Annotated in this window: 18 protein-coding genes; 12 read left to right on the top strand and 6 right to left on the bottom strand. The window is 72.8% G+C overall.

Annotation, left to right across the window (positions count from 1 at the left end; all coding sequences use genetic code 11):
• Nucleotides 1-79: 79 nt before the first annotated feature.
• The 6 genes from ACH4LD_RS14025 to ACH4LD_RS14000 all read left to right on the top strand — a co-directional run bounded on the left by ACH4LD_RS14025 (nucleotide 80) and on the right by ACH4LD_RS14000 (nucleotide 6,829).
• The gene (locus ACH4LD_RS14025; protein ID WP_398055729.1) at nucleotides 80-1,468 is read left to right on the top strand and encodes a CitMHS family transporter; all 1,389 of its coding nucleotides are present in this window, start codon (nucleotides 80-82) and stop codon (nucleotides 1,466-1,468) included.
• Between the two features lie 17 nt (nucleotides 1,469-1,485).
• Nucleotides 1,486-2,724 carry an MFS transporter gene (locus ACH4LD_RS14020; protein ID WP_132786398.1) on the top strand — a complete coding sequence of 413 codons (1,239 nt, stop codon included), beginning with the start codon at nucleotides 1,486-1,488 and terminating at the stop codon, nucleotides 2,722-2,724.
• 102 nt (nucleotides 2,725-2,826) lie between these two features.
• Nucleotides 2,827-3,528, top strand: coding sequence for a hypothetical protein (locus ACH4LD_RS14015; RefSeq protein ID WP_132786399.1), 702 nt, complete (start codon nucleotides 2,827-2,829; stop codon nucleotides 3,526-3,528).
• Nucleotides 3,515-4,186 carry a class F sortase gene (locus tag ACH4LD_RS14010; RefSeq protein ID WP_398055730.1) on the top strand — a complete coding sequence of 224 codons (672 nt, stop codon included), beginning with the start codon at nucleotides 3,515-3,517 and terminating at the stop codon, nucleotides 4,184-4,186. The genes ACH4LD_RS14015 and ACH4LD_RS14010 overlap by 14 nt, the downstream gene beginning before the upstream one ends.
• A 156-nt stretch (nucleotides 4,187-4,342) precedes the next feature.
• Nucleotides 4,343-5,731, top strand: coding sequence for an aldehyde dehydrogenase family protein (locus ACH4LD_RS14005; RefSeq protein ID WP_398055731.1), 1,389 nt, complete (start codon nucleotides 4,343-4,345; stop codon nucleotides 5,729-5,731).
• Between the two features lie 15 nt (nucleotides 5,732-5,746).
• Nucleotides 5,747-6,829, top strand: coding sequence for a Zn-dependent alcohol dehydrogenase (locus ACH4LD_RS14000; protein ID WP_398055732.1), 1,083 nt, complete (start codon nucleotides 5,747-5,749; stop codon nucleotides 6,827-6,829).
• A gap of 38 nt (nucleotides 6,830-6,867) precedes the next feature.
• Here the strand turns inward: ACH4LD_RS14000 and ACH4LD_RS13995 are convergent, their stop codons facing one another.
• A complete protein-coding gene (locus ACH4LD_RS13995) occupies nucleotides 6,868-7,590 on the bottom strand; it encodes a winged helix-turn-helix domain-containing protein (RefSeq protein ID WP_132786403.1) in 723 nt (240 codons plus the stop codon).
• Between the two features lie 46 nt (nucleotides 7,591-7,636).
• Nucleotides 7,637-8,272: a TetR/AcrR family transcriptional regulator gene (locus ACH4LD_RS13990; protein ID WP_014671760.1), complete on the bottom strand. Its 636-nt coding sequence runs from the start codon at nucleotides 8,270-8,272 to the stop codon at nucleotides 7,637-7,639.
• Nucleotides 8,273-8,363: 91 nt separating this feature from the next.
• Here ACH4LD_RS13990 and ACH4LD_RS13985 point away from each other — a divergent pair, with 91 nt between their 5' ends.
• From ACH4LD_RS13985 to ACH4LD_RS13975, 3 genes are all read left to right on the top strand, one after another.
• Nucleotides 8,364-9,515 (top strand): acyl-CoA dehydrogenase family protein, encoded by a 1,152-nt coding sequence (locus tag ACH4LD_RS13985; RefSeq protein WP_398055963.1) that lies wholly within the window; start codon nucleotides 8,364-8,366, stop codon nucleotides 9,513-9,515.
• Nucleotides 9,516-9,586: 71 nt separating this feature from the next.
• Nucleotides 9,587-9,874: a YiaA/YiaB family inner membrane protein gene (locus ACH4LD_RS13980; protein ID WP_398055733.1), complete on the top strand. Its 288-nt coding sequence runs from the start codon at nucleotides 9,587-9,589 to the stop codon at nucleotides 9,872-9,874.
• Nucleotides 9,875-9,947: 73 nt separating this feature from the next.
• Entirely contained in the window at nucleotides 9,948-10,571 is a 624-nt protein-coding gene (locus ACH4LD_RS13975) for a TetR family transcriptional regulator (RefSeq protein WP_132786404.1), read from the top strand.
• A 9-nt stretch (nucleotides 10,572-10,580) separates the two neighbouring features.
• On the opposite strand, the gene ACH4LD_RS13970 is transcribed toward ACH4LD_RS13975, so the two are convergent.
• The gene (locus ACH4LD_RS13970) at nucleotides 10,581-11,042 is read right to left on the bottom strand and encodes a MaoC family dehydratase (protein WP_014671756.1); all 462 of its coding nucleotides are present in this window, start codon (nucleotides 11,040-11,042) and stop codon (nucleotides 10,581-10,583) included.
• A 104-nt stretch (nucleotides 11,043-11,146) separates the two neighbouring features.
• Between ACH4LD_RS13970 and soxR the strand changes: the two genes are divergently transcribed.
• Nucleotides 11,147-11,605 carry a redox-sensitive transcriptional activator SoxR gene (gene soxR, locus ACH4LD_RS13965; protein WP_398055734.1) on the top strand — a complete coding sequence of 153 codons (459 nt, stop codon included), beginning with the start codon at nucleotides 11,147-11,149 and terminating at the stop codon, nucleotides 11,603-11,605.
• 48 nt (nucleotides 11,606-11,653) lie between these two features.
• Here the strand turns inward: soxR and ACH4LD_RS13960 are convergent, their stop codons facing one another.
• Entirely contained in the window at nucleotides 11,654-12,340 is a 687-nt protein-coding gene (locus ACH4LD_RS13960; protein WP_398055735.1) for an alpha/beta fold hydrolase, read from the bottom strand.
• A 116-nt stretch (nucleotides 12,341-12,456) separates the two neighbouring features.
• Between ACH4LD_RS13960 and ACH4LD_RS13955 the strand changes: the two genes are divergently transcribed.
• Nucleotides 12,457-13,419 (top strand): WYL domain-containing protein, encoded by a 963-nt coding sequence (locus ACH4LD_RS13955; protein WP_132786407.1) that lies wholly within the window; start codon nucleotides 12,457-12,459, stop codon nucleotides 13,417-13,419.
• A gap of 30 nt (nucleotides 13,420-13,449) precedes the next feature.
• Here the strand turns inward: ACH4LD_RS13955 and ACH4LD_RS13950 are convergent, their stop codons facing one another.
• Entirely contained in the window at nucleotides 13,450-14,235 is a 786-nt protein-coding gene (locus ACH4LD_RS13950; protein ID WP_398055736.1) for a 3-keto-5-aminohexanoate cleavage protein, read from the bottom strand.
• A gap of 86 nt (nucleotides 14,236-14,321) precedes the next feature.
• Nucleotides 14,322-14,924, bottom strand: coding sequence for a hypothetical protein (locus ACH4LD_RS13945; protein ID WP_398055737.1), 603 nt, complete (start codon nucleotides 14,922-14,924; stop codon nucleotides 14,322-14,324).
• A 207-nt stretch (nucleotides 14,925-15,131) separates the two neighbouring features.
• On the opposite strand from ACH4LD_RS13945, the gene ACH4LD_RS13940 reads away from it, so the two are divergent.
• Nucleotides 15,132-17,921 (top strand): penicillin acylase family protein, encoded by a 2,790-nt coding sequence (locus ACH4LD_RS13940; RefSeq protein WP_398055738.1) that lies wholly within the window; start codon nucleotides 15,132-15,134, stop codon nucleotides 17,919-17,921.
• The last annotated feature ends 11 nt before the right edge of the window (nucleotides 17,922-17,932 follow it).

The raw sequence follows: 17,932 nt of genomic DNA, 5'->3' as shown, positions 1-17,932 counted from the left end.
GCCGTTTGAACGGACCTAACGTCAACGCACCGCCGACCCCCAGGTGGGATGTTCAAGGGCGAACGTTAGGTATCCATTCATGCTGACCATCCTCGGCTTCGCCATGATCGCGACCTTCCTGGTCCTGATCATGCTGAAGAAGATGTCGCCGATCGCGGCGCTCGTGCTCATACCCGCGCTGTTCTGCGTGTTCGTGGGCAAGGGCGCCAAGCTCGGCGACTACGTCATCGACGGCGTCACCGGCCTCGCCCCCACCGCGGCGATGCTCATGTTCGCGATCGTCTACTTCGGTGTGATGATCGACGTCGGCCTCTTCGACCCGGTCGTGCGGGCCATTCTCAGGTTCTGCAAGGCCGACCCGCTGCGGATCGTGGTCGGCACGGCGGTCCTCGCCGCGATCGTCTCCCTGGACGGCGACGGCTCCACCACCTTCATGATCACCGTCTCGGCGATGTACCCGCTGTACAAGCGCCTGAAGATGTCCCTGGTCGTGATGACCGGCGTCGCCGCCATGGCCAACGGCGTGATGAACACGCTGCCGTGGGGCGGCCCCACCGCCCGCGCCGCCACCGCGCTGAAGCTCGACGCCAGTGACATCTTCGTGCCGATGATCCCGGCCCTCGCCATGGGCCTGCTGTTCGTCTTCGCCCTCGCCTACGTCCTCGGCCGCCGCGAGCGCAAGCGGCTCGGTGTGCTGACGCTGGACGAGGTGCTGGTGGAGGAGACCGAGACGGTGCTGGTCGGCGCCGGCGCCGGCAAGGACGTCACGAAGGCCGGCGGTTCCGGCCCGGGCGTGGACCTGCCCGACGGGCCCGAGGACGAGAGCTTCCAGGGCCTGGACCCGGACCGCTCCACCCTGCGCCCCAGGCTCTACTGGTTCAACGCGCTGCTCACGGTCGCGCTGCTCACCGCCATGATCATGGAGTGGCTGCCGATCCCGGTCCTCTTCCTGCTCGGCGCCGCCCTCGCCCTGACCGTCAACTTCCCGCACATGCCGGACCAGAAGGCCCGGATCGCCGCCCACGCCGAGAACGTCCTCAACGTCTCCGGCATGGTCTTCGCCGCCGCCGTCTTCACCGGCGTACTCCAGGGCACGGGCATGGTCGACCACATGGCGAAGTGGCTGGTGGACAACGTCCCCGACGGCATGGGCCCGCACATGGCCCTCGTCACCGGCGTGCTGAGCATCCCGCTCACCTACTTCATGTCCAACGACGGCTTCTACTTCGGTGTCCTGCCGGTGCTCGCCGAGGCGGGCCAGGCGCACGGCGTCTCCGCGGTGGAGATCGCCCGCGCCTCGATCATCGGCCAGCCCCTGCACATGTCCAGCCCGCTCGTCCCGGCCGTGTACGTCCTGGTCGGCATGGCCAAGGTGGAGTTCGGCGACCACACCCGGTTCGTGGTCAAGTGGGCCGCCCTCACCTCGCTCGTGGTCCTCGGCGCGGGCATCCTGTTCGGCATCATCTGACCCCCTTGGAGGACGTCATGGGGCCCGGTGGGAACCGCGGCTGGCTGCTCCGCCTCGTCATCGCCTTCGGCTGCGCGCAGGGGGCGGTGTCGATGGCCCGGCCCGCCGTCTCCTACCGGGCCCTCGCGCTGGGCGCCGACGAACGGGCGGTCGGTGTCATCGCGGGTGTCTACGCGCTGCTGCCGCTGTTCGCCGCCGTACCGCTCGGCCGCCGTACCGACCACGGCCGCTGCGCGCCCCTGCTGCCGGCCGGTGTCGTCCTCATCGCGGCCGGCTGCGCGCTCAGCGGGCTCGCCGGCTCGCTGTGGGCGATGGCCCTGTGGAGCGGGGTGATGGGACTCGGTCACCTGTGCTTCGTGATCGGCGCCCAGTCGCTGGTGGCCCGTCAGTCCGCGCCGCACGAACAGGACCGCAACTTCGGCCACTTCACCATCGGCGCCTCCCTCGGCCAGCTCATCGGTCCCGTCGCCGCGGGCGCCCTCATCGGTGGCCCCGACATGGCCCGCAGCAGCGCGCTCGCCCTCGTGGTGGCGGGCGCGGGCGCGGCGGTCGCGTTCACCTCGCTGTGGCGCATCGAGGACCGTACGGCCGTGGGCTCCCGTGCGCGCGGCGGCGGACGGGTGCCGGTCGGTGGCATCCTGCGCGCCCGGGGCGTGCCCGCGGGCATGCTGATCAGCCTGTCGGTGCTGTCGGCGACCGACATCCTCACCGCCTACCTGCCGGTGGTCGGCGAGCACCGGGGGATCGCGCCCTCGGTGATCGGTGTCCTGCTCAGTCTCCGGGCGGGCGCCACCATCGCCTGCCGGCTCGTGCTCACCCCGCTGCTGCGGCTGCTCGGCCGGCCCGCGCTGCTCACCGTGACCTGCCTGCTGGCGGCCCTGCTGTGCGCGGGGGTGGCGCTGCCGGTGCCGGTGTGGGCGCTCGGCGCGATGCTCACGGTCCTCGGCTTCTGCCTGGGCGTCGGCCAGCCGCTGTCGATGACGACGGTGGTGCAGGCCGCGCCGGCCGAGGCCCGCTCCACCGCGCTCGCCCTGCGGCTGACCGGCAACCGGCTGGGCCAGGTCGCCGCCCCGGCCGCCGCGGGTCTGGTCGCCGGTCTGGCGGGCGTGGCTGCGCCGTTCGTGATGCTGGGGGGTCTGCTGCTGGTGTCGTCGGCAGTGGCGCTGCGCTCGCCGGGCCGGCCCGAGGGGTCGTCCGGACAGGTGACCGGGAAGCGGCCGAAGCGCCCGGGGTTGCGCCGCACGAGCGATCTCTGACGGCGCGTCGGGCGTCGGTGCCATGGGCCACGCGGCCCATGAAGGAGAGTCCAGGCGAACGAGCGATTTGTATGAAAATCGTCTGAACTCGGAGGAGCGCGCATGCCCACCATGACCCCACGTGCCGTCGGCCCCCGCGCGGGCGCCACAGTCGTCCTCACCGCCCTCGCCGCGGCGGGCGCGTCATGGGTGGCGGCGCCGAGCGCGGTGGCCCAGGGCGAGAACGGCGACATCAGGATTCACGACGAGCGTCACCTCCACGGAACGCCGCTCGTGGGGTCGGCCAAGGACGATCCCGTGGTCTGCCGGTTCTATCTGGAGGCCGTCAACTTCGACACGCTCACCAGCATCGCCTACACCATCACCCCGCAGCCCCCGCTCCCCACCGCCGCCACCGTCGCCGGGACCATCCAGCTCGCCGGGGGCGCCGGGCACACCGACCCGCTCGGCCTCGCGGACGGTCAGTACAAGATCAGCTGGATCGTGGGCACCCCCGCCGCCCTGAAGGAGAAGGTCTTCCGCGTCAACTGCAAGGACGGGCGCCACGAGGGCGAGCACGGCCCGGGCGGGCAGATCTCCGACGGTCAGCACAACGACTCCGACGGCCGGCACGACGGCGACGCCTCCTGGGGCAAGGACGACCAGAACGGCCCCAGGGGCGGGGTGCACGCGGGCGGCGGCGGTCTCATCGACAGGGCCGCCGCCTACTCCCCGGTGGCCGCCGCGGGTGCCGTGGGTCTGATCGCCGTCTGCGCTGTCGTGTACATCCGGCTGATCCGCCGGCGGCCCCATGGCGCCGCGTAGGTACCGGCGCAGGCCCTGGTACCGCACCCGCGCCTACCGCCTCGCCAGGACGGCCCTGCTGGTGTTCGTCCTGGTGACGGTGGGGTCGCGCTGCGGGTCGGGCGGCGGAGCGGCCGGAACCGGCCCGCACGCCGTGGCGGCCGGTACGGACTCCGCCCACGTCGAGCCGACCGCCCCTCCGGCGCCGCCGCCCCGCCCGCTGCCCCGGTCCCGGCCGACGACCTTCCGCGTCCCCTCGCTGGGCATCGACGCCCCGATCACCCCGCTCCGCCTCGACCGGAACCGGGAGCTGGAGACACCGCCCGTCGACAGACCGCGGCTGGTCGGCTGGTACCAGGGCGGCCCCACGCCCGGCGAGGCCGGCACCGCCGTCGCCGTCGGCCACCGCGACACCCGCACCGGACCCGCCGTCTTCGCCGGCCTCGCTCAGGTCCGGCCCGGCAAGCCGGTGGAGGTCCGGCGGGCGGACGGCCGCGTCGCCGTCTACTCCGTCGACAGGGTGAAGGTCTACGACAAGGCCGGCTTCCCCGACAAGGAGGTCTACGGCCCGACCGGGCGCCCGGAACTGCGCGTGCTCACCTGTGGCGGCCTGTTCAGCCGGCGGACCGGCTACACCAGCAACGTGGTGGTCTTCGCCCATCTGACCGCGACCAGGTGACCGGTGGACCGGCCGGTGCGGACATCGCGCCCGCACCGGCCGGTCCCTTCGCGATGATGTCCGGAAGCGTCCGCTGACCGGGAACGTCTGGCGCAGGAAAACTATCATCGCTAGTTTGTGTGCCGGACGACGCGGACCCGCCGGGAGGACACAGCAATGAAGGCACACGACGGCCTCTACATCGACGGCGCCTGGCGCCCCGCCGGGAGCGGGGACGAGATCGAGGTCGTGAACCCCGCCGACGAGCAGGTCATCGCCCGGGTCCCGGCCGGTTCGGCCCTGGACGTCGACACCGCCGTACGCGCCGCGCGGGCCGCGCTCCCCGCCTGGGCCGCCACGCCCCCGGCCGAACGCGCCGCGCGCCTGGCCGCTCTCCGGGACGCGCTCGTGACCCGCAAGGACGAGATCGCCGCGACGGTCACCGCGGAACTCGGCTCGCCCCTGCCGTTCTCCCAGGCCGTGCACGCGGCCGTGCCGATCGCGGTGGCGGGCTCCTACGCCGAACTGGCCGCCGGCCACTCCTTCGAGGAGAAGGTCGGCAACTCGACGGTCCTGCACGAGCCGATCGGCGTGGTCGGCGCCATCACCCCCTGGAACTACCCCCTCCACCAGATCGTCGCCAAGGTCGCCCCGGCCCTCGCCGCCGGCTGCACGATCGTCGTCAAGCCCGCCGAGGACACCCCGCTCACCGCCCAGCTGTTCGCCGAGGCGGTGCACGAGGCGGGCGTGCCCGCGGGCGTGTTCAACCTGGTCACCGGTCTCGGCCCGGTCGCCGGGCAGGCGCTCGCCGAGCACCCGGGCGTCGACCTGGTCTCCTTCACCGGCTCCACGGCGGTCGGCCGGCGGATCGGCGCGGTGGCCGGCGCGGCCGTGAAGAAGGTCGCCCTGGAACTCGGCGGCAAGTCCGCCAACGTCATCCTGCCGAGCGCCGACCTCGCCAGGGCGGTCAACGTCGGTGTCGCCAACGTGATGTCCAACTCCGGCCAGACGTGCAGCGCCTGGACCCGCATGCTGGTCCACCGCGACCGCTACGCCGAGGCCGTCGAACTCGCCGCGACCGCCGCCGCCAAGTACGGCGACCGCATCGGACCGCTGGTCAGCGCCAAGCAGCGGGACCGGGTGCGCGGTTACATCGAGAAGGGTGTCGCCGAGGGCGCCCGCCTCGTCGCGGGCGGCCCCGAATCCCCGCGCGAGCGCGGCTGGTTCGTCAGCCCTACGGTCTTCGCGGACGTCACCCCCGACATGACGATCGCCCAGGAGGAGATCTTCGGCCCGGTCCTGTCGATCCTGCGGTACGACGACGAGGACGACGCCCTGCGCATCGCCAACGGCACGGTGTACGGCCTCGCGGGCGCCGTCTGGGCCGCCGAGGAGGCCGAGGCGGTGGCCTTCGCGCGCCGCATGGACACCGGCCAGGTCGACATCAACGGCGGCCGGTTCAACCCGCTCGCGCCCTTCGGCGGTTACAAGCAGTCCGGCGTCGGCCGGGAACTCGGGGCGCACGGACTCGCCGAGTACCTCCAGACCAAGTCCCTCCAGTTCTGAGGAGTTCCGTCACCCATGGCCGTACGAGCCGCCGTCCTGCCCGCCATCGGCGCCCCGCTGGAGATCACCGGCATCGAGCTGCCCGACCCGGGCCCCGGACAGGTCCGGGTCCGCCTCGCCGCCGCCGGCGTCTGCCACTCCGACCTGTCCCTGTCCGACGGCACCATGCGGGTGCCGGTTCCGGCCGTCCTCGGCCACGAGGGCGCGGGCACGGTCGTCGCCGTCGGGGAGGGCGTCACCCATGTCTCACCCGGGTCCCCGGTCGTCCTCAACTGGGCACCGTCCTGCGGAAGGTGCCACGCCTGCGCGCTGGGCGAGGTCTGGCTGTGCGCCAACGCCCTGAACGGCGCGGCCGACGTGCACGCCCGCACCGCCGACGGCGCCGACCTGCACCCCGGACTGAACGTGGCCGCGTTCGCCGAGGAGACGGTGGTCGCCGCGTCCTGCGTGCTGCCGCTGCCGGACGGGGTGCCGCTGGTGGACGCCGCCCTGCTGGGCTGCGCCGTCCTCACCGGCTACGGCGCGGTGCACCACTCGGCGCGGGTCCGGGCCGGTGAGACGGTCGCCGTGTTCGGCGTCGGCGGAGTCGGCCTCGCCACGCTGCAAGCGGCCCGCATCGCGGGGGCGTCCCGGATCGTCGCCGTCGACGTCTCCCCCGGGAAGGAGGAGCTGGCCCGCGCCGCCGGCGCCACGGACTACGTCCTCGCCTCCGAGAACACCCCCCGCGAGATCCGCGGCCTCACCGGCAAGCAGGGCGTCGACGTCTCCGTGGAGTGCGTGGGCCGCGCGGTCTCCATCCGGGCGGCCTGGGAGTCCACGCGCCGGGGCGGCCGTACGACGGTCGTCGGCATCGGCGGCAAGGACCAGCAGGTCACCTTCAACGCCCTGGAGCTCTTCCACTGGGGCCGCACCCTCTCGGGCTGCGTCTACGGCAACAGCGACCCGTCCCGTGACGTACCGCTCCTCGCCGAGCACGTGAGGCAGGGCCGCCTGGACCTCTCCGCCCTGGTCACCGACCGGATCACCCTGGAGGACATCCCGGCGGCCTTCGCGAACATGCTGGCGGGGAAGGGGGGACGCGCGCTGGTGGTGTTCTGACGGCGGTCGCCCCGAAGGGGGCGGGGGGCCCCGCCCCCTCAGCCGGTCTCCAGCCAGGGCCGCCCGGAGATGCCGAGCAGGTCGGAGAACACCCGCTCCCCCGACGCGGTCACCGCGACCGCCCGCCCCGACCCCACGCGCACGCACCATCCCGCCTCCAGCGCCCGACGGCACAACGCCGCCCCCGCCGCCCCGGCCAGATGCGGTCGCCGTTCCGTCCAGTCGAGGCACGCGCGGGCCAGCGGGCGCCGGCCTCCGGGGTCCAGGGGCACACCCGCCGTACCGAACCACTCCATCCCCGCGTCCGTCAGCGCGAACCCGGTGTCCTGCCGCAGCAGCCCGCGCCGGGTCAGCGCGTCGGTGAGCACGACCCCGAGCCGCCCGGCGAGATGGTCGTAACAGGTCCGCCCCCGGGCCATGGCGGCACCGGCACTCGCCTCCCGCAGGGTGCGCGGAGGGCGCCGTACCACCGCCGCGGGCACCTGCGCGGCGAGGTCCTCGACCAGTTGCGCCACCCGCGCGTCGGCCAGCCGCACATACCGGTGCCGGCCCTGCCGTTCCTCCGTGAGCAGCCCGCCGGCCACCAGCTTGCCGAGGTGCTCGCTCAGGGTGGAGGCCGCGACCCCGGCGTGCCGGGCCAGCTCACCGGCCGTCCACGCCCGCCCGTCCAGCAGCGCCAGCAGACACGCGGCCCGGGTCCGGTCGGCGATCAGCCCGGCCAGCGCCGCCAGCGCCGCCGCCTGGTGGTTCTCGGTGCTCATGTCCCCAGCATGCGGGACCGTCGGTTCGGCGGTGGCCGAAGCGTCCTCACACCCGGACCTGCCGGTACTGCTGCGCCAGCCCGTCCAGCAGCGCGGCGAGCCCCGCCTCGAAGGCCCGCTCGTCGATCTTCTCCTGCTGTTCGGCGAGCAGATGGGCCTGCCCGAGGTGGGGGTAGTCGGCGGGGTCGTAGGCGCTCGCGTCGTCCACGAAGCCGCCGGCGAAGGAACCGAGCGCCGAGCCCATGATGAAGTACCGCATCAGCGCGCCGATGGAGGTGGCCTGCGCCGGCGGCCAGCCCGCGTCGACCATCGCGCCGTAGACCGCGTCGGCCAGCCGGAGCGCGGCCGGGCGTCGGCCGGGGCCCCGGGCGAGGACGGGGACGATGTTCGGGTGGTCGCGCAGGGCGGCCCGGTAGGAGACGGCCCAGTCGTGCAGCGCGGTCCGCCAGTCCCGGCCGTCCTCGAACATCGACAGGTCGACCTGGGCGCTCACCGAGTCCGCCACCGCCTCCAGGATCTCGTCCTTGGTGCGGAAGTGGTTGTAGAGCGAGGGCCCGCTCACTCCCAGCTCGGCGGCGAGCCGGCGCGTGGAGACGGCCGCCAGACCCTCCCGGTCCACGAGGTCCCGGGCCGTCTCGACGATCCGGTCGGTGCTGAGGAGGGGCTTGCGCGGTCGGGCCATGGCGCACATAGTAGGGCTGCGACTGGAAACTAGCAGTGCTAATTTAAATGTCCGGCTTTCAAGATCCATCGGTGACAGAGGTGATCTCATGGTGAGCCTGGGGCTCAGCGAGGAGCAGACGGCCGTACGACGGCTCGCCCGGGACTTCGTGGAGCGCGAGATCGCCCCGCACGTGGTCGCCTGGGACCGCGCGGAGGAGGTCGACCGGGGCATCGTGAAGAAGCTCGGCGAGGTCGGCTTCCTCGGCCTGACCGTGCCCGAGGAGTACGGCGGCTGCGGCGGCGACCACCTCTCCTACTGCCTGGTCACCGAGGAACTGGGGCGCGGCGACTCCTCGGTCCGCGGGATCGTCTCCGTCTCCCTGGGGCTCGTCGCCAAGACGATCGCCGCCTGGGGGAGCGAGGAGCAGAAGCGGCGCTGGCTGCCGGGCCTGACCGCGGGCGAGTACGTCGGCTGCTTCGGCCTCACCGAGCCCGGCACCGGCTCCGACGCCGGCAACCTCACCACCCGGGCCGTGCGCGACGGCGACGACTACGTCGTGAACGGCACCAAGATGTTCATCACCAACGGCACCTGGGCCGACGTCGTCCTGCTCTTCGCCCGCTCCACCGACGCCCCCGGCCACAAGGGCGTGTCCGCCTTCCTCGTGCCCGCCGACACACCCGGCCTGACCCGCCGTACCGTCCACGGCAAGCTCGGCCTGCGCGGCCAGGCCACCGCCGAACTCGTCCTCCAGGACGTGCGCGTGCCCGCCTCGGCGATGCTCGGCGCGGAGGGCAAGGGCTTCTCCGTCGCCATGTCCGCGCTCGCCAAGGGGCGGATGTCGGTGGCCGCCGGCTGTGTCGGGATAGCCCAGGCCGCGCTGGACGCGGCCGTGAAGTACGCCGGTGAGCGGGAGCAGTTCGGCAAGCCGATCGCCCGCCACCAACTGGTGCAGGAGCTGATCAGCGACATCGCCGTCGACGTGGACGCGGCCCGGCTGCTGACCTGGCGGGTCGCCGACCTCATCGACCGCGGCGAGCCCTTCGCCGTGGAGTCCTCCAAGGCCAAGCTGTTCGCCTCCGAGGCCGCGGTGCGCGCCGCCAACAACGCCCTGCAGGTCTTCGGCGGCTACGGCTACATCGACGAGTACCCCGCCGGCAAGCTCCTGCGCGACGCCCGCGTGATGACCCTCTACGAGGGCACCAGCCAGATCCAGAAGCTGCTCATCGGCCGCTCCCTGACCGGGGTCTCGGCCTTCTGAGTACCTGCCGCACCCGGTTCTGAGTATCCCGGCGGATGTGGCGCGGGCCACGTCCGCCGATGCTGGGGCCCATGAGTGACACACCGGTCAAGCAGCAGAGCACGGCCGCGTTCTACGGGCAGGCCGTCGCCTCCTTCGCGGTCGCCATGGCGGCCACCGCCATCGGCATCGCCCGGCTCGACGCCAGCGCCTGGGTCCGCGGCTTCCTGGCGATCGCCGTCCTGTACCTCGTCACCACCGCCTTCACCCTCGCCAAGGTGATCCGGGACCGGCAGGAGGCCGGGCGGATCGTCAGCCGGGTCGACCAGGCCCGGCTGGAGAAGCTGCTCGCCGAGCACGACCCCTTCGAAAAGCTCTGAGCGGCTCCGCTAAGCGCCCGCTCACCGTCGGCGGTATGGTGGTGCTCCTGTCACCGAGAGGGGCGAGCGAGCGATGAGTACGGCGCAGGAGACGACCGGCGGCGAAGTGGAGCCGTGGGAAGAGGTCACCCCTGACGCGGCCCGGCGGCTGCTCGTCGCGGCCGTGGAGGCCTTCGCCGAGCGTGGCTACCACGCGACGACGACCCGTGACATCGCGGGCCGCGCCGGCATGAGCCCGGCCGCGCTCTACATCCACTACAAGACCAAGGAAGAGCTGCTCCACCGGATCAGCCGCATCGGCCACGACAAGGCCCTCGACATCCTGCGCACCGCGGCCCGGCGGGAGGGCACCGCGGCCGAGCGGCTGGCCGACGCGGTCAGCTCCTTCGTCCGCTGGCACGCGGGCCGGCGCACCACCGCGCGGGTCGTGCAGTACGAACTCGACGCCCTCGGACCGGAGGCCCGCGCGGAGATCGTCGAGCTGCGCCGCCAGGTGGACGCGGAGGTGCGCGGGATCATCGAGGACGGCGTGGCCTCCGGCGAGTTCGACGTGCTGGACGTCCAGGGCACCACGCTCGCCGTGCTGTCGCTGTGCATCGACGTGGCCCGCTGGTTCAACGTGAACGGCCCGCGCACCCCCGAGGAGGTCGGCGCGCTCTACGCCGACCTCGTGCTGCGCATGGTCGGGGCCGGGTAGCCGCCTGGCCTACAGGTAGTACCGGGACACCGACTCGGCGACGCACACCGGCTTGTCGCCGCCCTCGCGCTCCACGGTGAACGCGACCGTCACCTGCACACCGCCGGTGACGTCCTCGACGCCGGTGATCCTTCCGGTGGCGCGCAGCCGGGAGCCGACGGGGACCGGGGCGGGGAAGCGCACCTTGTTCGTGCCGTAGTTGACGCCCATCTTCACGCCCTCGACCTGGATGAGCCGCGGCCCGAACAGCGGGAGCAGGGACAGGGTGAGGTAGCCGTGGGCGATGGTGGTCCCGAACGGTCCGGCGGCGGCCTTCTCCGGGTCCACGTGGATCCACTGGTGGTCCCCGGTCGCCTCGGCGAACAGGTCGATCCGCTTCTGGTCGATCTCCACCCAGTCGGTGGGTCCCAGCTCCTCGCCCACGGCCGCCCGCAGCTCGTCGGGGGAGGTGAAGGTCCTCGGTTCTGCCATGTTCCCGGCCTCTCGCTCGCGTCTCTAAGCAACTGCTTAGCATGGTCGGGTGGGGAGTCGATGTCAACGGACCACGGACCGGCGGGGTGGGTAATCTCTGGGGAGTGCCCCAGATTCCCGAGAAGATCCACGAGCTGACCGTCGGCCAGTTGTCCGCCCGCAGCGGAGCCGCGGTGTCCGCCCTGCACTTCTACGAGTCCAAGGGACTGATCACCAGCCGGCGGACCCCCGGCAACCAGCGCCGCTACAGCCGGGACACCCTGCGCCGGGTCGCCTTCGTCCGCGCGGCCCAGCGGGTGGGCATACCGCTCGCCACGATCCGGGAGGCCCTGGCCGAACTGCCGGAGGAACGGACACCGACCAGGGAGGACTGGGCGCGCCTGTCCGAGAAGTGGCGCTCGGAACTGGACGAGCGCATCCAGCAGCTGAACCGCCTGCGCGACCACCTCACCGACTGCATCGGATGCGGCTGCCTGTCGATGGAGACGTGCGTGCTGTCCAACCCGGACGACGTGTTCGGCGCACAGCTGACCGGATCACGGCTGATGGCGGAGCGGCGCTGAGGGGGCGAGGGCCCGCCGGTGGCCTGCTCGTGCCCGGCGGTGCGCCCGTCAGACCGCGTCGGCCGCCGCGGCCAGGATCCGGGCCAGCTCGGCGGGCCGGGAGACCATGGGCCAGTGGCCCGCGTCGATGTCGGCGAAGTCGACGTGCTTGGCCCGGGCGAGCTCCGGGACGTCACCGCCGGCGATCCACTCCCGCGCCTGCGCGGGCGTGAACTCCGGGCACACGACCACGACCGGGACGTCGAAACGCCGTTCGTCCGCCAGCCGCACCACGCCCTTGGTCACGGCAGCGGGCACGGGGAGCGCCGCGGCCGCCAGTTCGCGCCTGGCCTCGTCGTCGAGATCCGCGATCTCCGGCCCTTCGAAGGGGCCCCAGCCCGGGAAGGGCACGACGCCGTCGCGCACCTCGAAGAAGTCGGCGTACGTGTGGCCGTCGGAGAACGGGAAGCCGCCGATCAGGGCGACCCCGGCCAGCCGCTCCGGCCGCCGGTCGGCGGCCAGCCAGGCCAGTGTGCAGGCGGCGGAATGCCCCACCACCACGGGCTTGTCCGGCGCCGCGTCCACCGCGGCCAGCACCGCCGCCACCTGGTCCTCCAGTGTGGCCGACGCCGAGCCGTCCCCCTGGCCCGGCAGGGTGAGCGGCACCGGCCGATGGCCGAGCGACTCCAGCGTGGACGCCACGCGGCCCCACACCGATCCGTCCAGCCACAGGCCGCCGATGAGCAGGATGTCCATGGTCGGTTCCCCTTCTCCCAGGTCGTGGAGGCCACCGTAGGAGGGGTTCCGGACGATCCACTGCCGGTTCGTCGCGCGACCACCGTGACCCGGGCGGAGCGGACTAGCCTGCACGGGTGCCGAACGATCTCAGCCCCACCGCGCGAGCGCTGCGCGCCCTGGAGATCCTCCAGGCCCGCCCCGGTACGACGGCCGGCGAACTCGCCGTACGGCTGGGCGTCACGGAGCGGGCCGCGCGCCGGTACGTCGGCATCCTCCGCGAGGCCGGCATCCCCGTGGAGTCGGCCCGAGGGCCGTACGGCGGGTACCGGCTGGGGCGCGGGACACGGCTGCCGCCCGTGCACTTCACGCAGTCCGAGGCCCTCGGACTGGTGATGGCGGTCCTCGCCGGGCGGCCGGCCGCGGCCGGTGCCGACGACCTGGTCGGCACCGCCCTGGGGAAGGTCGTCAAGGCGCTGCCGGAGAGCGTCGGCCGGCAGGCGGCCCTGCTGCGGGAGTACGCGGCGGCCGCACCGGACCCCTACGCGGTGCGCCCTGACCCGGCCGTCACCAGCGAGCTCGTCGCCGCCGTCGCGGCCCGGCGCCGGGTGTCGGTCGCCTACCGCGCCGAGGCCGGTGACGAGTGGGAGGCGGAGGTGGATCCCTGGTCCGTCGTCGTCCGCCACGGACGCTGGTACCTGCTGTGCCACTCCCACCGCGCGGGGGCGATCCGCACCTACCGGGTCGACCGGGTCCGCGCGGTCCGGCCGACCGCGCAGCGGTTCGCACCGCCCGAGGACCTCGACCCGGTGGCGGTGCTGGAGGAGAACCTGGGCCTGGGATGGGTGTTCCCCACCCGCGTGGTGTTCGCCGCACCCCTCACCGAGGTGGCCCCCTGGATCCAGCCGCCCATGGGGCGGCTCGAACCCTCGGGGGACGGCTGTGTGCTGGTCGGCAGCACGCGCAACCCGGCCGCGTACGCGCAGGAGTGGCTGGCGCGTGTGCCGTTCGCCTTCCGTGTCGAGGGCGGGGAGGAACTGCGCGCCGCGGTCGCGGAGCTGGGGGCGCGCTTCACCGCGGCCGCCTCGGACCAGCCCTGACCGGGCCGGGGCGGTGCCCGGTGCCGTAGCTCACGACGGGGACGAACTCCCTTGCCGCGCCTCGCGGTTGCCGTCGTCCTCAGGCACACCCGCACCGTCTTCGACCGCCCCGTGCCGTGCCCGCGCCTCCGCCACCAACCGGGCGTTGGACACGGCCCGTCGCCCGTCCGGAAGGAGCAGGGTGTCCTCCAGGCCGATCCGGGTGGCGAGGCCCAGCCGGCCCGCCAGCCGGAGCACCGGCCAGGTCCCGCCCTCCTCGCCGTGCAGCAGCACCGGACGGCCGTGCGCCGTGCCCAGCTCGGCCAGCAGCGCCCGCGCCGACGCCTCGGCGGTCGCCGGGTCCGGGTCGGTCACCTCGGCCAGCACCCGCAGCACCCTCGGCCCGAGCGGCGAGGCCGCGAACCGGCGCACGCCCTCGGTGCCGGACCAGACGCCCGCCTCCACGGCCACGCCCATCGACAGGAGTGCGTCGGCGACCTCCTCGGCGCCCGGCTCGTGCCAGTTGACCGACGCGAAGTCGGGCAGCACCGACCAGGAGCGCACCCGGGCGAGCCGCGCGGACGGATCCGGCTCCGCCCAGGCGCCGGTGGTCACCCCGACCGGCACCCGCACCCGCGCCCGGATCGCCTCCAGGGCCGGGGCCAGGACGCGCGGGGAGAGACTGTCGTGGCCGCACGGCGTCTTCGGGTGGACGTGGACCGAGGTGGCCCCGGCCGCCACCGCCTCGGCGGCGGAACGCGCCAGATCCTGAGGGGACATCGGCACGGCGACACCGTCGGCGGCCGTACGACGCCCGTTGAGACACACCTGCACCATGCCTCGATGGTGCCGCACACCCGCGGCAGAGGGCGCGGCATCCCCTGCGCGCCCCCCGTCAGCACGCCCCTGGGAACGCCATCGGCTCAGGCCGACATCAGCACGCGTCCCCGACGGGCGTACTCAAGAGCCCGCGGGTCGAGGACCGGACGCGGCACCAGGATGCCGCAGTCCGTGCAGACCGGGCCGGACGACGGCTCGTGGTCCAGGCCGTACTTCCACACCAGGCGCTCGCCGCCGCACACCGGGCACGACGAGCCCGGTTCCCGCTCCAGCGCGGCGATCAGCCGGCGCAGCACCACCGCCAGCGGCTCGTCGGGGTGCACCCGCGGGTCGTCGCACCAGGCGACCCCGAAGCCGCCCCAGGTCAGCCGGTGCCAGTCGTCCACGCTGCCCGGCCGGCGCAGCCCGTCGTGCTTCTCCTTCCTGCGGCGTTCGGTGAAGTCGGTCTCGTAGGCCAGCCAGACGTCACGGGCCTCCTCCAGCTCCTCCAGCGCGGCCACGAGCCGCGCCGGATCGGGGGAGCGGTCCTCGGGGCCGAACCCCGCCCGGGAGCACAGATGGTCCCAGGTCGCCCGATGTCCGTAAGGGGCGAACTTCTCCAGGCACTTGCGCAGCGAGTACCGCCGCAGCGCCAGATCACAGCCCGGATCGCGTACCTGTCTCGCCAGACTCCGGAAACCTGCCATCGCCCTGCACCTCCGTCACACCTGCACCTGTACTCCGGTCACTTCGGCGTCGTCGCACGGACGTCGTCGAATAGACGTATCGACAGGCGATTCGGCTCCATCTCTTCTCGGGATCTGTCTCCAGACTCCAGAAAGTGACGCATGTTCATCTTTAAAGCTGGGGATACCGGCGGTAACGTTCGGCCACCTCTGTCGCTAGGAGCTGCCATGCCACGGCGAACCCCACGTACCGCCCTTGACAGACTGAGAACGTCCCGCCGACTCTCCGGGTTCCTGAAGACCGCGTCCGTATGCGTCCTCGTCGCCGGTCTTCTCACCCCCCTCACCCAGGCGGCGGTGGCGGCGGCCGACGCCACGGTCGCCAACGACTACTGCGGCGGCCGGTGTTCGGACATCCTGCCGCCCGGCGAGAACGGCAACGCGACGCTCGCCCAGATCCTGCTCAACCAGGCCTTCGGCACCCAGCCCGCGCACGCCGAGGACCAGCTCGGCCCGTACGCCGACCTCGCCACCGGCTACAAGGGCCTGACCGACACCACCATCAACAGCTTCTTCAACGACGCCTCGTTCGGTGTCCCCGCCGACCAGGTCGCCTCCACCGAGAAGCCGGCCGGCCGCGGTGACGTGACCATCGTCCGCGACAAGAAGACCGGTGTGCCGCACATCACGGGCACCACCCGCTACGGCACCGAGTTCGGCGCCGGATACGCGGCGGCCCAGGACCGGCTGTGGCTCATGGACGTCTTCCGGCACGTGGGCCGCGGCCAGCTGACCTCCTTCGCCGGCGGCGCACCCGCCAACCAGGGTCTTGAGCAGCAGTTCTACCGCAACGCGCCCTACACCGAGGCCGACCTCCAGGCGCAGATCGACAACGCGGTCGCGAAGAACGGCGCCCGCGGCCAGCAGGCCCTCGCCGACGTCAAGGCGTATCTCGACGGCGTCAACGCCTACATCGACGCCTCCGACAGCGGCCGTTACTTCCCCGGCGAGTACGTCCTGACCGGCCACAAGGACTCGATCACCAACGCCGGCACCATAGAGCACTTCAAGGTCACCGACCTCGTGGCGCTCGCCTCCGTCATCGGCTCACTGTTCGGCTCCGGCGGTGGCGGCGAGGTCGACAACGCCATTTCCCTGCTCGCCGCCCAGGCCAAGTACGGCGTCGAGGAGGGCACCAAGGTCTGGGAGTCCTTCCGCGAACGCAACGACCCCGAGGCCGTCCTCACCGTCCACGACGGCCAGAGCTTCCCCTACGGCGCCAAGCCCGCCGACGCCCAGGGCGAGGCCCTGCCGGACGCCGGCTCGGTGACCCAGGAACCGCTGGTCCACGACCGTACCGGCAGCGCGTCCACCGCCGGCGCCACCGGCGCCTCGGCCTCCGCCGCGAAGACCGTCCTCGGCTCCGCCCGGCGTGGCATGTCCAACGCGCTCGTGGTCAGCGGCAAGTACACCGCCAGCGGCCACCCCGTCGCCGTCTTCGGGCCGCAGACCGGCTACTTCGCCCCGCAGCTGCTCATGCTCCAGGAGATCCAGGGCCCGGGCATCAGCGCCCGCGGCGCCTCCTTCGCGGGCCTGAGCATGTACGTCGAACTCGGCCGTGGCCAGGACTACTCCTGGAGCGCCACCACCTCCGGCCAGGACATCATCGACACCTACGCGGTCGAGCTGTGCCAGGACGACTACCACTACCTGTACCACGGCACCTGCACGGCCATGGAGAAGATCGAGCAGAAGAACGCCTGGAAGCCGACCACCGCCGACGGCACGGCCGCGGGGTCGTACACCATGCGCGCGTGGCGGACCGAGTACGGTCCGGTGGAGTACCGGGCGACCATCGGCGGCAAGAAGGTCGCGTACACCACCCTGCGCTCCTCCTACCTGCACGAGGCCGACTCGATCATCGGCTTCCAGATGCTCAACGACCCCGACTACGTCAAGGGGCCGAAGGACTTCCAGAGCGCGGCGCAGCACATCAACTTCACCTTCAACTGGTTCTACGCCGACTCCCAGCACACCGCCTACTACAACAGCGGCGACAACCCCGTCCGGGCGAGCGGTGTCGACAGCGAGTTCCCGGTGTGGGCGCGGCCGGCGTACGAGTGGCGGAACTGGGACCCGGCCACCAACACCGCCGACTACACCCCGCCCTCCGCGCACCCCAACTCCGTCGACCAGGACTACTACATCTCCTGGAACAACAAGCAGGCCGAGGACTACGCGGCCGCGCCCTGGGGCGACGGCTCCGTGCACCGCGGCAACCTGCTGGACGACCGGGTGAGGAAACTGGTCGCGGCCGGCGGGGTCACCCGGACCAAGCTGGTGCAGGCCATGGCGGACGCGGGCCTCGCCGACCTGCGCGCCGAGGACGTGCTGCCCGAGCTGCTGAAGGTGGTCACCTCCTCACCGGTGACCGACTCCACGGCCGCCGCGGCGGTGAGCAAGCTCCAGGCGTGGGTGACCGCCGGCGCCAAGCGCACCGAGACGTCGGCCGGTTCCAGGAAGTACGCCGACGCCGACGCGATCCGCATCCTGGACGCCTGGTGGCCGCTGCTGGTCAAGGCCGAGTTCGAGCCCGGTCTCGGCAGCGACCTCTACACCGCGGTCACCGGCAACCTGCCGGTCGACGAGGCACCCTCCGCCGGTCACGGCCCGACCGGCTCGCACGCCGGCAGCTCCTTCCAGTACGGCTGGTGGTCCTACGTCGACAAGGACATCCGGGCGGTGCTCGGGGAGTCCGTGCGCGGCGGCCTGGCCCGGACGTACTGCGGCGGGGGCAGCCTCACCGCCTGCCGGGACACCCTGATCGGCACCCTGAAGCAGGCCGCCGGCCTGACCGCCGCCCAGGTCTACCCGGGCGACGACCAGTGCTCCGCGGGCGACCAGTGGTGTGCCGACTCGATCGTCCAGCGCACCCTGGGCGGCATCAAGCACGGCCGGATCAGCTGGCAGAACCGGCCGACCTTCCAGCAGGTCGTGGAGTACACCTCGCACCGCTGAGGTGCCACGGG

This window comes from Streptomyces sp. NPDC017676 (assembly GCF_044329325.1).
Taxonomy (GTDB): Bacteria; Actinomycetota; Actinomycetes; order Streptomycetales; family Streptomycetaceae; genus Streptomyces.
The sequence above is the reverse complement of the archived record's forward strand: the minus strand, read 5'-3'. Positions and strand labels throughout refer to the sequence as shown.

What these genes read in the sequence shown, in the direction of transcription:
- ACH4LD_RS14025 (WP_398055729.1), top strand. Translation starts at nt 80, where the DNA reads ATGCTGACCATCCTCGGCTTCGCCATGATCGCGACCTTCCTGGTCCTG.
- ACH4LD_RS14020 (WP_132786398.1), top strand. Translation starts at nt 1,486, where the DNA reads ATGGGGCCCGGTGGGAACCGCGGCTGGCTGCTCCGCCTCGTCATCGCC.
- ACH4LD_RS14015 (WP_132786399.1), top strand. Translation starts at nt 2,827, where the DNA reads ATGCCCACCATGACCCCACGTGCCGTCGGCCCCCGCGCGGGCGCCACA.
- ACH4LD_RS14010 (WP_398055730.1), top strand. Translation starts at nt 3,515, where the DNA reads ATGGCGCCGCGTAGGTACCGGCGCAGGCCCTGGTACCGCACCCGCGCC.
- ACH4LD_RS14005 (WP_398055731.1), top strand. Translation starts at nt 4,343, where the DNA reads ATGAAGGCACACGACGGCCTCTACATCGACGGCGCCTGGCGCCCCGCC.
- ACH4LD_RS14000 (WP_398055732.1), top strand. Translation starts at nt 5,747, where the DNA reads ATGGCCGTACGAGCCGCCGTCCTGCCCGCCATCGGCGCCCCGCTGGAG.
- ACH4LD_RS13995 (WP_132786403.1), bottom strand. Translation starts at nt 7,590, where the DNA reads ATGAGCACCGAGAACCACCAGGCGGCGGCGCTGGCGGCGCTGGCCGGG.
- ACH4LD_RS13990 (WP_014671760.1), bottom strand. Translation starts at nt 8,272, where the DNA reads ATGGCCCGACCGCGCAAGCCCCTCCTCAGCACCGACCGGATCGTCGAG.
- ACH4LD_RS13980 (WP_398055733.1), top strand. Translation starts at nt 9,587, where the DNA reads ATGAGTGACACACCGGTCAAGCAGCAGAGCACGGCCGCGTTCTACGGG.
- ACH4LD_RS13975 (WP_132786404.1), top strand. Translation starts at nt 9,948, where the DNA reads ATGAGTACGGCGCAGGAGACGACCGGCGGCGAAGTGGAGCCGTGGGAA.
- ACH4LD_RS13970 (WP_014671756.1), bottom strand. Translation starts at nt 11,042, where the DNA reads ATGGCAGAACCGAGGACCTTCACCTCCCCCGACGAGCTGCGGGCGGCC.
- ACH4LD_RS13960 (WP_398055735.1), bottom strand. Translation starts at nt 12,340, where the DNA reads ATGGACATCCTGCTCATCGGCGGCCTGTGGCTGGACGGATCGGTGTGG.
- ACH4LD_RS13950 (WP_398055736.1), bottom strand. Translation starts at nt 14,235, where the DNA reads ATGGTGCAGGTGTGTCTCAACGGGCGTCGTACGGCCGCCGACGGTGTC.
- ACH4LD_RS13945 (WP_398055737.1), bottom strand. Translation starts at nt 14,924, where the DNA reads ATGGCAGGTTTCCGGAGTCTGGCGAGACAGGTACGCGATCCGGGCTGT.
- ACH4LD_RS13940 (WP_398055738.1), top strand. Translation starts at nt 15,132, where the DNA reads ATGCCACGGCGAACCCCACGTACCGCCCTTGACAGACTGAGAACGTCC.